A 13,394-nucleotide genomic window follows, 5' to 3' on the forward strand; every position below is an offset into this window, starting at 1 on the left:
AGAGCCGCATCGGAGGCGCGTCAGAGGCGCATCGGCTGCGGCGCCTCGCGGCGCTCCGCGTCCGGGCCCGGGTACTCGCGGATGATCTCGTAGCGCGTGTTGCGCTCGACCGGCCGGAATCCGGCGTCCTGAATCAGCTCCAGGAGGTCTTCCCGGGTCAGCTTGTTCGGGGTGCCGTAGTTGTCGGCGTCGTGCGTGATCTTGTACTCGACGACCGAGCCGTCCATGTCGTCCGCGCCGTGCTGCAGCGCCAGCTGGGCGGTCTGCACGCCGTGCATGACCCAGAAGACCTTGACGTGCGGGACGTTGTCGAAGAGCAGCCGGGAGACCGCGAAGGTCTTCAGGGCCTCGGCGCCGGTCGCCATCGTGGTGCGCGCCTGGAGCTTGTTGCGGACCTTGCCGTCCTGCATGTCGACGAAGTCGTGCTGGTAGCGCAGCGGGATGAAGACCTGGAAGCCGCCGGTCTCGTCCTGGAGCTCGCGCAGCCGCAGCACGTGGTCCACGCGGTGGCGCGGCTCCTCGATGTGCCCGTAGAGCATGGTCGAGGGGGTCTTCAGACCCTTCTCGTGCGCGAGCCGGTGGATCCGGGACCAGTCCTCCCAGTGGGTGTTGTGGTCCACGATGTGCTGCCGGACCTCCCAGTCGAAGATCTCGGCGCCGCCGCCGGTCAGCGACTCCAGACCGGCCTCGATCAGCTCGTCGAGGATCTCCGAGGCCGTGAGGCCGGAGATGGTCTCGAAGTGGTGGATCTCGGTGGCGGTGAAGGCCTTGAGCGAGACGTTCGGCAGCGCCTTCTTCAGCTCGGAGAGCGAGCGCGGGTAGTAGCGCCAGGGCAGGTTGGGGTGCAGCCCGTTGACGATGTGGAGCTCGGTGAGGTTCTCGTTCTCCATCGCCTTCGCGAGGCGCACGGCCTCCTCGATGCGCATGGTGTACGCGTCCTTCTCGCCCGGCTTGCGCTGGAAGGAGCAGTAGGCGCAGGAGGCGGTGCAGACGTTGGTCATGTTGAGGTGCCGGTTGACGTTGAAGTGAACGACGTCGCCGTTCTTCCGCGTCCGCACCTCGTGGGCGAGGCCACCGAGCCAGGCCAGATCGTCCGACTCGTACAGGGCGATGCCGTCCTCACGGCTCAGCCGCTCGCCGGCGAGGACCTTCTGCTCCAGCTCACGCTTGAGCCCGACGTCCATCACGGCCGCCTCCCTTGTTCTCCGACCTTTTCTCCGAAACAGGCCTGCCAACCGTACTCTCAGACCTCTTCGGGCAGATCCCCGACCCGGTTCTCCCACTTGGTGGAGAGCACGATCGTGGTGCGGGTGCGGGAGACGCCCTTGGTGCCGGAGAGCCGGCGGATGGTCTTCTCCAGGCCGTCGACGTCGTTGGCGCGGACCTTGAGCATGAAGGAGTCGTCGCCGGCGATGAACCAGCAGTCCTCGATCTCGGCCAGGTCCTTCAGGCGGCGGGCCACGTCCTCGTGGTCGGCGGCGTCGGAGAGCGAGATGCCGATGAGCGCGGTGACGCCGAGGCCGAGGGAGGCCGCGTCGACGGTGGCGCGGTAGCCGGTGATGACACCGGCGGCCTCCAGGCGGTTGATGCGGTCGGTCACGGAGGGGCCGGAGAGCCCGACGAGCCGGCCGAGTTCGGCGTACGAGGCGCGACCGTTCTCACGCAGGGCCTGGATGAGCTGCCTGTCCACGGCGTCCATAGGGAAACACCTTCCATTGTCCAGCGGTACCGCGAGTTTAGGTATAGAATCTAAGGTACACAGGGGCCGACACCCTGTGAATCTTTCAGTGGATCAAAGACGATCTTTCAGGAGTGGTGTTCACCGTGTACACGATCGAGATGGCCTACGCCCGTATGCGCGAGCTGCAGGACCTGGCCAACCGCTCGCGTGCCCACCAGCCGTCCGCCTCCAAGCGCGGTGCGAAGAAGCGCGCCGCCGCCAAGAAGCGCTAGTCCGGGCGGGGAGCGGCACCACCGAGCTCTCCCTCCCACCGGCGGTACAGCTCGTGCGGCACCCCTGCCGCATCGAGCACCCGCCCGGCGACGAAGTCCACGAGGTCCTGGATGTGCGTCGCCCCCGTATAGAACGCCGGAGAGGCGGGCAGCACCACGGCGCCCGCCTCGTCCAGCGCCACCATGTGCCTGAGGGTCTGCCCGTTCAGCGGCGTCTCCCGCACGACGACCACCAGCGGCCGGCGCTCCTTGAGCGTCACGCTCGCCACCCGCTGCAGCAGGTCCTTCGAAAGCCCGAGCGCGATCCCCGCCACCGCGGCCGTCGACGCCGGCACCACCAGCATCCCCTTGACGGGGTACGAGCCCGAGGACGGCCCGGCCGCCAGGTCACCGGCCGGCCAGAACCGCACGCCGCTCACCTCGGCGTCGAAGGTGTCCGGCTTCCCGTCGGCGCCCCGCGCCAGCCACGCCGCCAGGTCCTCGCGCCAGTGCGCGTCCCGGAAGGCGATCCCCGTCTCGTCGAGCAGCGTCAGCCGCGAGGCCCGCGAGACGATCAGGTCGACGTCCTCCCCCGCGGCCAGCAGCCCCCGCAGCACGGCGGCGGCATAGGGCGTCCCCGACGCCCCCGACACCCCGACCACCCAGGGACGACGCTGCTTGCTGTTGTTCGGCTCCACGCCGCCGAGCCTATCCGGCGCCTAGACCGTCAGCCCGCGCACCAGCAGGTCGAGCAGCGCGCACACGAAGAGCGCGATGCCGATGAAACCGTTGACGGTGAAGAACGCCCGGTTCAGGCGGGACAGGTCGTGCGGCTTCACGATCGAGTGCTCGTAGCAGAACGCCGCCGCCACGATCACCAGTCCGGCCCAAAAGAACACACCCGCGTCCGTGGCCAGCGCGTACCAGACCAGCAGGCCCGTGGTCACGACCGCCGACGCCCGCGCACCCCACAGGGCGGCCGGGACTCCGAAGCGGGCCGGGACCGACATGACGCCCTCCGCCCGGTCGGCGGCGACGTCCTGGCAGGCGAAGATCAGGTCGAAGCCGCCGATCCAGATGCCGACCGCGAGGCCGAGGATCACCGCGTCCCAGGACCACTCCCCCGACACCGCCAGCCAGGCGCCGATCGGGCCGATGGACTGGGCGAGACCGAGGATCGCGTGCGGGAAGTTGGTGAACCGCTTCCCGTACGGATAGACCACCATCGGGATCACGGCGAGCGGCGCGAGCGCCAGGCACAGCGGGTTGAGCAGCGCCGCCGCGCCCAGGAACACGACCACCGCCACGCCGGCGCCGGTCCACGCGGACCGCACCGACACCGCGCCGGTCACCAGCTCGCGGTTGGCGGTACGCGGATTGCGGGCGTCGATCTCCCGGTCGATGATCCGGTTGCACGCCATGGCGAAGGTCCGCAGACCCACCATGCAGACCGTCACCAGGAACAGCGTCCACCAGTGGATCCGCCGGTCCAGCTGGAACATCGCGGTCAGCGAGGCGATGTACGCGAAGGGCAGCGCGAAGACCGAGTGCTCGATCATCACGAGGCGGAGGAACGCCTTGGTACGGCCCGGCTGGGCGCCGGGCACGGCGGCGGTGGTCACAGCCCGTACTCCTTCCAGCGGCGGTCCACCAGGGCCGCCGTCGCCGGGTCCGACTCGACCATGTCCGGCCAGCCGCCGTCCCGGGTGTAGCCCTCCTCGGGCAGCTTCCTGGTGGCGTCGATACCGGCCTTCCCACCCCAGAACTGCTGGTAGGAGGCATGGTCCAGATGGTCCACCGGGCCCTCGACGACCGTGAGGTCGCGGGCGTAGTCGGTGTTGCCGAGGGCCCGCCAGGACACCTCGTGCAGGTCGTGCACGTCGCAGTCCTTGTCGACCACGATGATCAGCTTGGTCAGCGACATCATGTGCGCGCCCCAGATGGCGTGCATGACCTTCTGCGCGTGCTTCGGGTACTTCTTGTCGATCGAGACGATCGCGCAGTTGTGGAAGCCGCCGGACTCCGGCAGGTGGTAGTCCACGATGTCCGGCACGATGATCTTGAGCAGCGGCAGGAAGAACCGCTCCGTCGCCCGCCCGAGCGGCCCGTCCTCGGTCGGCGGCCGGCCGACCACGATCGACTGCAGCAGCGGACGCTTCCGCATCGTGACGCAGTCGATCTTCAGCGCCGGGAACGGCTCCTGCGGCGTGTAGAAGCCGGTGTGGTCGCCGAAGGGCCCCTCCGGCAGCATCTCGCCCGGCTCCAGCCAGCCCTCGATCACGACCTCCGCCTGCGCCGGGACCTGGAGCGGGACGGTCTTGCAGTCGACCATCTCGATCCGCTTGCCCTGCACGAAGCCGGCGAAGAGGTACTCGTCGATGTCGCCCGGCAGCGGCGCCGTCGAGGCGTACGTCACGGCCGGCGGACAGCCGAAGGCGATCGCGACCGGCAGCCGCTCACCGCGCTCGGCGGCCACCGCGTAGTGGTTGCGGCTGTCCTTGTGGATCTGCCAGTGCATGCCGATGGTGCGCTTGTCGTGGCGCTGGAGCCGGTAGAGGCCGAGATTCCGTACGCCCGTCTCCGGGTGCTTGGTGTGGGTGAGCCCCAGGTTGAAGAAGGAGCCGCCGTCCTTCGGCCAGGTGAAGAGGGCCGGCAGCCGGTCGAGGTCGACGTCGTCGCCGGTGAGCACGACCTCCTGGACCGGTGCCTCTTTGACCTTCTTCGGGGGCACGTGGACCATCGAGCCCAGCTTCCCGAAGGCCTCGCGGACCCCGACGAAGCCGTGCGGCAGCTCCGGCTTGAGGAGACCGCCGATCTTCTCGCTGATCTCCTCGTACGACTTCAGGCCGAGCGCCTTGAGCAGCCGGCGGTCCGTCCCGAAGACGTTCATCGCGAGCGGCATGGCGGAGCCCTTCACGTTCTCGAAGAGCAGCGCCGGGCCTCCCGCCTTGTTCACCCGGTCGACGATCTCCCCGACCTCCAGGTACGGATCGACTTCGGCCTTGATGCGCTTGAGGTCGCCTTCGCGCTCCAGCGCCCGGAGCAGCGAGCGGAGATCGTCGTAAGCCATAGGGGTCAGTATCGGTCACCGGCTAGGCTGGGCACGTCACCGGGGCCGCCGAAACCGCTGCCCGCCGATGCTTTCCAGGGGGCTGTCCCACATGCTCAGGGCGCTGATGTACATCCTGCCGCTGGCGCTGACGATCTACGCGTTCATCGACTGCCTCAACACCCCCGAGGACGAGGCCAAGCACCTGCCCAAGGTGGTCTGGGTCATCATCATCCTGCTCTTCTGGATCGTCGGACCCATCGTCTGGTTCGCCGCCGGCAAGATGCGCCGTGCCCCGGCCGGCGGCCGCACGCCCAGCGAGTGGCACCGCAACCACCGCCACGAGTGGGTCGCCCCGGACGACAACCCCGAGTTCCTGAAGTCGCTGCGCGAGGACAACAAGAAGGACGAGGCGCTCCTGAAGGACTGGGAGGCCGACCTGCGCCGCCGCGAGGAGGAGCTGAAGCGCCGCGAGCGCGGGGAAGAGTCCGAGAGCTGAGGACCGAGAGCTGATGGAGCTGCGGCTCCTCGTCACCTTCGAGAAGGTCGCCACGGTCCTCTCCTTCACCCGGGCCGCCGCCGAACTCGCCTACGCCCAGTCCAGCGTCACCAGCCAGGTCAAGGCCCTGGAGACCTCGCTGGGCGTCGAGCTCTTCGAGCGGCTCGGCTCCCGGATCCGGCTCACCGAGGCCGGTGAACGACTCCTTCCGTACGCCCGGCAGATCATCGCCCTCGCCGACGAGGCCCGCACCGCCGTCACCGGCGACGGCGAACCGGCCGGCACGATCGCCGTCGGCACCATGGAGTCGCTCACCTCCTACCGCCTGCCGCCGCTCCTCGAACTCTTCCACCACCGCTACCCGGGCATCCGGCTCGCCCTGCGCCCCACCCTCGGCGACGCGACCCGGCAGGCGCTGCGCGAGGGCACCTACGACCTCGGGCTGCTGATGGAGCGGGAGACGGAGCACGAGGGCCTGGACAGCGAGGTCCTCGCCGAGGAGCCGCTGGTCCTGGTGGCCTCACCGCGCCACCCGCTGGCCGGCCGCACCGGTCTCACCGCCGGGGAGCTCTCGGGCGCCGCGCTCGTGGGCACGGAGCCCGGCTGCGCCTACCGGGACCTGTTCGAGGCCGAACTCAAGCCGTACGGGCCGGTGTTCACCGAGTACGGCACGATCGAGGCCAGCAAGCGGGGCGTGGCGGCGGGGCTCGGGATCGCCCTGCTGCCCCGGATCGCCGTCCGCGAGGAACTGGCGTCCGGGGCGCTGGTGGCCCTCGACTGGGAGCCGCCCTTCACCCTCTTCACGCAGATCGCGTGGCGGCGGGGGAAGCGGCTGCCGGCGCATGTGCGGCTGTTCGTGGAGCAGGCGCGGCGGCTCGTGCGCGAGGAGTCGCCGGGGCCTGGGGGGTCGCGGGGGTCTGCGGGGCCTGGGGAGTCTGCGGGGCCTTCGCCAGAGTCACCCTGAGGCTGGCGAGCACGATCAGCGGGACGCCGAGCGCCTGGACGAGCCCGATGTGGTGCCCGTACACGGCCCAGTCGACGCCCATCGCGACGGCCGGGTAGGTGAAGGCGAGCACCGCGATCCGGGCGGTGGGCAGCTTGGCGTACGCCGCGTACATCAGGACGTACATCACCCCGGTATGGACGATCCCGAGCCCGACCAGCCAGCCCCAGCCGGCACCGAGCCGCGCGGCCTCGCCGAAGTCGGCGAAGGGCAGGAGCAGCGGGATGCCGGTGGTGACCTGCACGAGGGCGATGAGGTGGGGCCGCACGCCGCTGATCCGCTTGGTCACGATCGTCGACAGGGCGTAGAGCACGGCGGCGGCGAGCGCGAACCCGAGGCCCTTCAGCGACGCCGTGTCCCCGGGCCGGATGCCCGAGACGAGGACGAGGCCGGCGAAGGCGACGGCGAGCCAGCCGAGCTTCCCGGCGCTGATCCGCTCGCGCAGCACGGCCGCGCCGAGGACCACCAGGAAGAACGGCTGGGTGTGGTAGACGACGGTGGCGAAGGAGATCGAGGTGGCCTCGTACGCCTCGAAGAGGAACACCCAGTTGAAGACGATGAACGCCCCGCCGAGCGCCGCGAGCCCGAGCTTCTTCGCGGTGAACCCGTGGCCGGTGAAGAAGCCGCGCGCCAGGCTGTAGACGCCGAGGGCGAGGGCCCCGAAGACGCACCGGAAGAAGACGACGTCGAACGGGGAGGCCCCCGACTCGACGACGAAGACGCCGAGGGTGCCGGAGAGCACCATGGCGGCGGTCAGTTCGATGTTTCCCCTGGCCTGGTTCGCGCTGGTCTCGTTTCTCATGCCCATGACGCTACGAACGGGCGCGGGTCCCGGTCCACGAGCCAGTGGGGCGTCCTGCCGATCGGGCCATCGGTGTCACCGATCGCCCCAGGTCGAGGACGCTCAGGCCGAACATGAGCACCCCGAGGGGAACGTGCGCGGCGGGCTGGTGGGCGATGCCGAGGATCACCTGCGCCGAGGCGAGCACGAGGAACCCGGTGGAGTACAGAACCGGTCGGGGCGAGCTGCCGCCGGGCTTCCAGGCGAGGACGGCGGCGAGCACGTACAGCATCGTCGCCCCGTACATGACGCGGGCGCCGACGCTGTGGAGCGTCTCGCCGTAGGAGGTGGAGAGGAGCAGCCCGGCCGTGGTGGCCTGGAAGAAGAGGGTGAGGGTCTGGAGCGCGACGGCGATGCGGGTGAAGAGGTTGGTGCTGCTGGTGCTGGTGCTGGTGCTGGTGGTGGTGCTGGTGGTGCTTCTTTCGCTCATGACGAATTCCTTTTCGCTGGGCCGCTCCGAGGGTGTTCCGTATCCCCGACGAGGCAGCACGGCGAAATGTGAGGCGGGGGACGTGGGGTACACGAGCGAGGTCATCGACGAGCGGCGCCATCTGACCAACCTGGCCTACCGGCTGCTCGGTTCGGTGACGGAGGCCGAGGACGCGGTGCAGGAGACGTACGCGCGCTGGTACGGGCTGACGCCCGCGCGGCAGGACGCGGTCGAGAACCCGGGCGCGTGGCTGACCACGGTCGCGACCCGGGTCTGCCTGGACCAGCTGGGCTCGGCGCGGGCCCGGCGCGAGCGCTATGTCGGCGAGTGGATCCCGGAGCCGCTGCCCGACCGCACCGAGTGGATCGGTGGCTCGGCGGGCTCCGGCCCGGTCGACCCGGCGGACCGGATCACCCTGGACGAGTCGGTGAACATGGCCTTCCTGGTGGTCCTGGAGGCGATGACCCCGGCCGAGCGCGTCGCCTTCGTCCTCCACGACGTCTTCCGCTACCCCTTCGCCGAGGTCGCCGCGATGCTCGGCCGCAGCCCGGCCGCCTGCCGCCAGCTCGCGGCCGCGGCCCGCCGCCGGGTCCCGGCCCCCGCCCCCTCCTCGCCGGCCGCGGCCCCGGCCCCGGCCGGTCTGGTGCGCGCCTTCAAGCGGGCCTGGGAGGCGAAGGACATCGACGCCCTGGTCTCCCTCCTCGCCCCGGACGCCACTCTGGTCGCCGACGGCGGCGGCCTGGCCGGCGCCGTCCTCCGCCCCCTCGAAGGCGCCGCCCGCATCGCCGACTACCTCCTCTTCATCGCCGCCAAGGCCCCCGGCCTCACCCTCCTGGAACGCACCGTCAACGGCACCCCCGGCCTGGTCGCCCGGCACACCGGCACCACCGTCACGGTCGCCGCCTTCGAGATCACGGGCGCCCAGGTCGCCCGCATCTGGGCCGTCCGCAACCCGGAGAAGCTGGGCCCCTGGCAGCCCCGGGCAGAGGAGGAAGGGGCGTAAGCCCGGGCCCGCAGCCGACCCGCCTGGCCTCTGCCTTCACGTACGCGGGGAAGAGCGAGCGCACCCAGTCCTCGCGATCTGGGCCGGGCTGCCGCCGACCGGCAATCAGCTGACGTCCTCGTAGTCCTTGAGCCGGAAGGCGCCGAGCTTGGCGAAGACCTCCGCGAACGCGCCGTCCTCGTGCCGGGCAGGCGGCTCGGCCTGGTCCGCCGGCGCTTCCCGCTGGGCGCGCATGGCGTCCCGGCTGATCAGTGCGAGGTCCTGGTTGACGGCGACGAAGTCGCGCAACTCCCTTTCGTACGCGGCGAAAGCGGCGCGGTGGTCGCCGGGTGCGGCGGCGAGCTCGCCCGCCAGGACGTACGCGGCGGTCATGGCCATCGTGGTGCCCTGGCCGGAGGCGGGCGACGCGCAGTAGCCCGCGTCGCCGAGGAGGGTCACCCGGCCGTGGGACCAGGCGTCCATGTGGATCTGGGCCAGCGCGTCGAGGTGGAAGTCGGGGGCGTTCCACATCTCCTTGAGCAGCCTCGGCAGCTCCCAGCCGGCGCCCTCGTACGCGCGGGCGACCAGCCGCTTCTGCGCGTCGGTGTCGCGCGGGAGGAACGTCGCGGGCGGCTCGTCGGATTCGATCCCGATGAAGGCGCGGGCCTCCGAGTTGTCCCGCACGCTCATCACCATCGCACCCCAGACGTCCCGCCCCGGCATCTGGTAGATCACCTCCCAGCGGTCCAGACCGAGATGGTTGGGCACCGTCCACACACCGAGGTAACCGCCGAGGTGGCGCAGGTAGTTCTCCTCGGGTCCGAAGACGAGTCCGCGGGTGTGGGAGTGCACGCCGTCGGCGCCGACGACCAGATCGAAGGCGCGTGACGTGCCGCTGTCGAACACGACCCGCACCTCGTCCTCGTCCTGATCGAGGGTGGCGATGGAGTCCCCGAAGAGATACTCGATGCCGCTGCCGCCCGCGTCGTACAGGATCCGGGCGAGGTCGTCGCGGAGGATCTCCACGTCCGGGCTGTCGATCTGCCCGCCGCTCATGGTGTGTTCGGTGGTCCTGGACAGCTCGTTGCCGTCGGCGTCGACGGTCGACATCCCGCGCAGGTCGGTACTCCTGCGCCGGATCTCCTCCAACACCCCCATCCGCTCGGCGACTTCAAGCGCCGGCCCTCGTACGTCGATCGCCTGCCCGCCCGGCCGCAGGCCGTTGAACCGCTCGACCACCGTGACGCGGAAGCCGTACCGGTTCAGCCAGTAGGCGAGGGTGGGCCCGCCGATGCTGGCGCCGGAGATCAGGACGCTGATGCTCTTCGGGCTCTTCGATTCGCTGGGCATGGACATGTGCGCTCCTCGTACGTCTGCGGAACTTCCCTGCGTACGAGGCTGATCGCCCCCACCGACAGGCCGCCGACAACGCGCTTGCGGCCACCGACAGGGCACCGACGTCATTCGACCTTGTGGCAAGATCGCCGGATGCTACGACTCACCGACTTCATCATCGACTGCCCGGACACGATGAAGCTGGCAGCCTTCTACTCCGAGGTGACGGGGCTCCCGGTCAAGCCCGGCAGTGACGAGAACTGGGCCGGCATCCAGCTCGGCGACATCGAACTGGCCTTCATCCGGGTGGACGACTACCACGCCCCGCAGTGGCCCGACAGCGAGCACCCCAAGCAGTTCCACCTCGACTTCGAAGTCGACGACATCGAGCCCGAACAGCGCCGCGTCCTGTCCCTCGGCGCAACCCTCCAGCGCGACTGCACCGACCCCGACGGCTACGGCTTCCGCGTCTACACCGACCCCATCGGCCACCCCTTCTGCCTCTGCCGCAACAAGGGCGTCACCTGGACCCCCGAAGGCCGCCCCGTCTGGCCCGAGCGCGCCGAGTAGGAGGCGGGCGGTACGGGGCGGCGCTCGGGTGGAGGTCCTGCGGGTGGCCGTTTCTTGTGAGCTTCTGGTGCGGCCGCCCTCTCTCCGAGTGTGGCCCCCTCCACCACCGCGTCAAGGGCGCCTCCGGCGTCGCAAGCGATGGCCTACGGCCACCCTTGACCCGGCGCCACCGGGGTCCTTTTCACACTCGGAGGGCGGCCGGGGGCCCGGCCACGCGGACAGGCCCGGGTATCGGCCGGCCGCCGTAGGCGGATGGCGGGTGCATGGGTGGTGGGACCGGGTATCGCTCCGGATGGGGATTCCTCACGGGCCGGTGAGTGGGGGCTCGGTTCGTGGCTGGGGCCGGTGAGCCGTATCCCCCCCCGGCTCGGGGTGCGCGGGAGTGGAATGGGGTGCCCACTCCCGGCTTGCGACCAACGCCCGTCATCGGGCCGGGACCCATGCCCCGCTGGCCACGGCCGGAGGGCGATACAAACCCCGCTCCCGCGAGGCCTTGGACGCCACAGACCACCACTGAAGTCACAGACGTCCCACGTGCCTCGCCCACTGTCGGGGATTGCCGACTTTGCACCGCCCGGCAGGACTCCGTCGGGCGACTGCCGGGGCGGTCTGCAAGCACCCCCGGCGAGGGATCGCGGGCAAAGTCCGCTCGCGCGAGATCCTGGGTGCTACAGGCCGCCACTGGAGTCACACCCGCTCACCCTCCCCATCGCTGGCGGGGATTGCCGGCTTTGTGCCGCCCGGCAGGGGCCGATGGCGGTGACGGGCGGGCGAAGTCCGCAATCCTCGGGCCTGGTCGGGACGCGCGATCCAGGGGGCGGCGGGGTCGACGATCCCGGCCTGCGGGCTCAGGGCGCCGGCGCTACGCCCGCAAGGCCGAGCACTACTCACCTTCGCCGGTAGGGCCGCAACCTCATCAACTACCGTCGACTTTCTCCCTAGATACGACTATGATCTACGGCGACATCGCGTGTCGGTCACCGGCTGGGTGAGGCATGGAGGTGTCGGGACATGCCTTCGGAGGCATTCCTTGTCAGTCGAGTTGAATCACACGATCGTCCACGCCCGGGACAACCGGGAGTCCGCAGAGTTCTTCGCGAACCTGCTCAACCTTGAGATCACCGCCGAGTGGGGTCCGTTCATCGCGGTCGGCCTGGGCAACGGCGTCACGCTGGACTTCGCCACCATCCCCGCGGACAGCATCACCCCCCAGCACTACGCCTTCTTGATCTCCGAGGAGGAGTTCGACGCGGCGTACGCGCAGATCCAACAGCGCGGCATCGAGCACTACGCCGACCCCCACCGGAAGCAGCCCGGCACGATCAACCGCAACGACGGCGGCCGCGGCGTGTACTTCATGGACCCGGCGGGCCACGCGATGGAACTCATCACCGTGCCGTACGGCGGCTGGACCTCGTAACCGCACGCACCGAGGGCCGCACTCCCAGCACGGAGCGCGGCCCTCGACCGCTGCTTGCACCCCGTGTATTCGCGGCCGAGCAAAGTCCGCTCGTGCGAGGCGTTGGGCGCCGCAGACCGCCTCTGAAGTCACAGGAGTTCACATCCTCCTCATCGCGGCTGCGGATGCCCGACTTCGTTCCGCCGAGCAGGGCTCCGGCGCCCCGCCGGCGTCCGCAGCTCGCCCCCATTGGCCCCTACCGGGCGGCACAAAGTCCGCAATCCGCGCCAGCGATGGGGCGGGTGGGATTCCTGTGATGCCAGTGGCGGCCTGCAGCACGCACGACCTCGCGGCAGCGGGGTTAGCACGACCGGCACCCCGGCGGAGTCCTGTCCGGGCGGTGCAAAGTCGGCAATCCGCGCCTGAGATGGGGCGGGTGGGACTTGTGTGATGCCAGTGGTGATCTGCGGCACTCAGGGCCTCGCGCGAGCGGACTCTGCCCGTCCGTCACCGCCATCGGTCGCTTCCGGGCGGCACAAAGTCGGCAATCCCCGCCATCGATGGGGCGGGTGAGGCGGGTGTGGCTTCAGGGGCGGCCGTCGTGGCCCAGGACCTCGCGGGGGCGGGGTTTGTATCGCCCGCCGGGGGTGATCCAGCGGGGCATGTGCCCCTGCCCGAGGGCGGCGGTCGGCCGCTGAGCCGGGATTGGCCGCCCCATTCCACGTCCGCGCACCCCCGAACCGGCGGGAACGGCCCCACCCGCCCCGGCCGGGAACCGAGCCCCCGCCCACCGGGCGGGAGTGTCCCACTCGGGGGAGCGATACCCGGGCCCGCCCACCACCGGCCCGTCGCCCGCCTACGGCGGCCGGCCGATACCCGGGCCTTTCCGCGTGGCCGGGCCCCCGGCCGCCCTCCGAGTGTGAAAAGGCCCCCGGAGGCGCCGGGTCAAGGGTGGCCGTAGGCCATCGCTTGCGACGCCGGAGGCGCCCTTGACGCGGTGGTGGAGGGGGCCACACTCGGAGAGAGGGCGGCCGCACCAGAAGCTCACAGGAAACGGCCACCCGCAGAACCTTCACCCGCGCACCGCGCGGGCCTTCGCCTCGCCTCGCCTCGCCGCGCCCCAGAGCTTCGCCTGGGGTGGGGGCACCACCAGTGGAGGCGCAGCCCGGGGTCGTACCCCCAGTGCGGTACATCGCAAGGCGCCGGAGCGTTTCGACTCAGGGCCTCTCCAGGCCCTCCGGGCCAAGGGGAAGCGGCAAGGGGAGCGCCCGGGCCCAGAGGGCCCCGGGGCGCGGCACGGACCAGGCGTGGCGGGCCGAACCAAGACCCGGACGACCCGGCCTGGCGAAACGGC

General features: G+C 70.5%; 13 protein-coding genes and 1 pseudogene. 6 read left to right on the forward strand and 8 right to left on the reverse strand.

Going from position 1 to position 13,394, the window contains the following annotated elements:
- Positions 1 to 20: 20 nt before the first annotated feature.
- Both mqnE and JAO84_RS15025 read right to left on the reverse strand, forming a co-directional pair.
- Positions 21 to 1,184: an aminofutalosine synthase MqnE gene (mqnE, locus tag JAO84_RS15020; protein ID WP_265866399.1), complete on the reverse strand. Its 1,164-nt coding sequence runs from the start codon at positions 1,182 to 1,184 to the stop codon at positions 21 to 23.
- Between the two features lie 59 nt (positions 1,185 to 1,243).
- Positions 1,244 to 1,699: an Lrp/AsnC family transcriptional regulator gene (locus tag JAO84_RS15025; protein WP_370413342.1), complete on the reverse strand. Its 456-nt coding sequence runs from the start codon at positions 1,697 to 1,699 to the stop codon at positions 1,244 to 1,246.
- Between the two features lie 113 nt (positions 1,700 to 1,812).
- Here JAO84_RS15025 and JAO84_RS15030 point away from each other — a divergent pair, with 113 nt between their 5' ends.
- Entirely contained in the window at positions 1,813 to 1,953 is a 141-nt protein-coding gene (locus JAO84_RS15030) for a hypothetical protein (protein ID WP_265866401.1), read from the forward strand.
- Here JAO84_RS15030 and JAO84_RS15035 read toward each other — a convergent pair.
- The 3 genes from JAO84_RS15035 to JAO84_RS15045 are packed head-to-tail and all read right to left on the reverse strand — an operon-like array spanning position 1,950 to position 5,002.
- Complete coding sequence (locus tag JAO84_RS15035) at positions 1,950 to 2,630, reverse strand: UbiX family flavin prenyltransferase (RefSeq protein WP_370413343.1); 681 nt, start codon at positions 2,628 to 2,630, stop codon at positions 1,950 to 1,952. The two genes, JAO84_RS15030 and JAO84_RS15035, sit on opposite strands and share 4 nt — an antisense overlap.
- Before the next feature lie 21 nt (positions 2,631 to 2,651).
- Positions 2,652 to 3,554 (reverse strand): menaquinone biosynthesis prenyltransferase MqnP, encoded by a 903-nt coding sequence (gene mqnP, locus JAO84_RS15040; protein ID WP_370413345.1) that lies wholly within the window; start codon positions 3,552 to 3,554, stop codon positions 2,652 to 2,654.
- Positions 3,551 to 5,002, reverse strand: coding sequence for a menaquinone biosynthesis decarboxylase (locus JAO84_RS15045; RefSeq protein ID WP_370413346.1), 1,452 nt, complete (start codon positions 5,000 to 5,002; stop codon positions 3,551 to 3,553). Before JAO84_RS15045 ends, mqnP begins: the two co-directional genes overlap by 4 nt.
- Positions 5,003 to 5,093: 91 nt before the next feature.
- On the opposite strand from JAO84_RS15045, the gene JAO84_RS15050 reads away from it, so the two are divergent.
- Together JAO84_RS15050 and JAO84_RS15055 are read left to right on the forward strand one after the other, a co-directional pair.
- Positions 5,094 to 5,480 (forward strand): PLD nuclease N-terminal domain-containing protein, encoded by a 387-nt coding sequence (locus JAO84_RS15050; RefSeq protein ID WP_370413347.1) that lies wholly within the window; start codon positions 5,094 to 5,096, stop codon positions 5,478 to 5,480.
- A gap of 13 nt (positions 5,481 to 5,493) precedes the next feature.
- Positions 5,494 to 6,369, forward strand: a pseudogene (locus JAO84_RS15055) (LysR family transcriptional regulator); the annotation flags it as partial.
- Here JAO84_RS15055 and JAO84_RS15060 read toward each other — a convergent pair.
- Complete coding sequence (locus tag JAO84_RS15060; protein ID WP_370413348.1) at positions 6,281 to 7,285, reverse strand: DMT family transporter; 1,005 nt, start codon at positions 7,283 to 7,285, stop codon at positions 6,281 to 6,283. The pseudogene JAO84_RS15055 and the gene JAO84_RS15060 sit on opposite strands and share 89 nt — an antisense overlap.
- Before the next feature lie 10 nt (positions 7,286 to 7,295).
- Positions 7,296 to 7,754, reverse strand: coding sequence for a hypothetical protein (locus tag JAO84_RS15065; protein ID WP_370413349.1), 459 nt, complete (start codon positions 7,752 to 7,754; stop codon positions 7,296 to 7,298).
- An 82-nt stretch (positions 7,755 to 7,836) separates the two neighbouring features.
- Between JAO84_RS15065 and sigJ the strand changes: the two genes are divergently transcribed.
- Complete coding sequence (gene sigJ, locus JAO84_RS15070; protein WP_370413350.1) at positions 7,837 to 8,757, forward strand: RNA polymerase sigma factor SigJ; 921 nt, start codon at positions 7,837 to 7,839, stop codon at positions 8,755 to 8,757.
- Between the two features lie 105 nt (positions 8,758 to 8,862).
- Here sigJ and JAO84_RS15075 read toward each other — a convergent pair whose 3' ends face one another.
- Entirely contained in the window at positions 8,863 to 10,086 is a 1,224-nt protein-coding gene (locus tag JAO84_RS15075) for an FAD-dependent monooxygenase (protein ID WP_370413351.1), read from the reverse strand.
- Positions 10,087 to 10,224: 138 nt separating this feature from the next.
- Here JAO84_RS15075 and JAO84_RS15080 point away from each other — a divergent pair, with 138 nt between their 5' ends.
- Together JAO84_RS15080 and JAO84_RS15085 are read left to right on the forward strand one after the other, a co-directional pair.
- Complete coding sequence (locus JAO84_RS15080) at positions 10,225 to 10,641, forward strand: VOC family protein (protein ID WP_370413352.1); 417 nt, start codon at positions 10,225 to 10,227, stop codon at positions 10,639 to 10,641.
- 1,030 nt (positions 10,642 to 11,671) lie between these two features.
- Complete coding sequence (locus JAO84_RS15085; protein ID WP_370413353.1) at positions 11,672 to 12,061, forward strand: VOC family protein; 390 nt, start codon at positions 11,672 to 11,674, stop codon at positions 12,059 to 12,061.
- Positions 12,062 to 13,394 lie beyond the last annotated feature (1,333 nt).

Source organism: Streptomyces fradiae, assembly GCF_041270065.1.
GTDB lineage: Bacteria > Actinomycetota > Actinomycetes > Streptomycetales > Streptomycetaceae > Streptomyces.